The organism is Benzoatithermus flavus, assembly GCF_037908215.1.
Classification (GTDB): domain Bacteria; phylum Pseudomonadota; class Alphaproteobacteria; order Geminicoccales; family Geminicoccaceae; genus Benzoatithermus; species Benzoatithermus flavus.
Genome location: NZ_JBBLZC010000155.1, coordinates 1 through 510 on the forward strand (window position 1 = coordinate 1; position 510 = coordinate 510).

Below are 510 nucleotides of genomic sequence, written 5' to 3' on the forward strand. Positions count from 1 at the left end.
GCCGGTGCGCAGCGCCTCGAGCGCGGCGTCGCAGACCGCCTGCGCGGCATAGCCGTCCCAGGCGTCGGGACCGGTCGCGGTGCCGGCGGCGGCCGCGGCGAGCCATTCCTGGAGCTCGACGTCGTAGGCGCGCGCGAACCGCTCGCGCCAGTCCTCCGGCACCCGGCCGCTGAAAGCACCTTCCCGCTTGACCACGACCGGGTTGCCCTCGGCCAGCGCCGCCGCCCCGCTCTCGCCCGAGATCTCGCCGCGGATGTCGTAGCCGTAGGCGACGTTGACCGAGACCTCGACGTCGACCAGGGCACCGCTCGCCATCTCCAGCAGCACGAACAGGGGATCCCTGAGGTCCCCGGCGCGGCGGTTGCGGCGCGGCACCAGCACCCGGGTCGCCACCACCTCGTCGGCGAGCAGCCAGCGGGCGATGTCGATGTCGTGGACCGCGGTGTCGTTGATCGCCATGTCGCTGGTGTAGTGCGACGGCACGCTCGGGTTGCGGTGCACCGAATGGAA

1 protein-coding gene is annotated in these 510 nt (G+C 72.9%); it reads right to left on the bottom strand.

Translation table 11 applies throughout. The features are described from left to right. Positions 1 to 510 (bottom strand): Gfo/Idh/MocA family oxidoreductase (locus U1T56_RS24655; protein WP_418162101.1); only part of this gene is annotated, 510 nt, incomplete at both ends.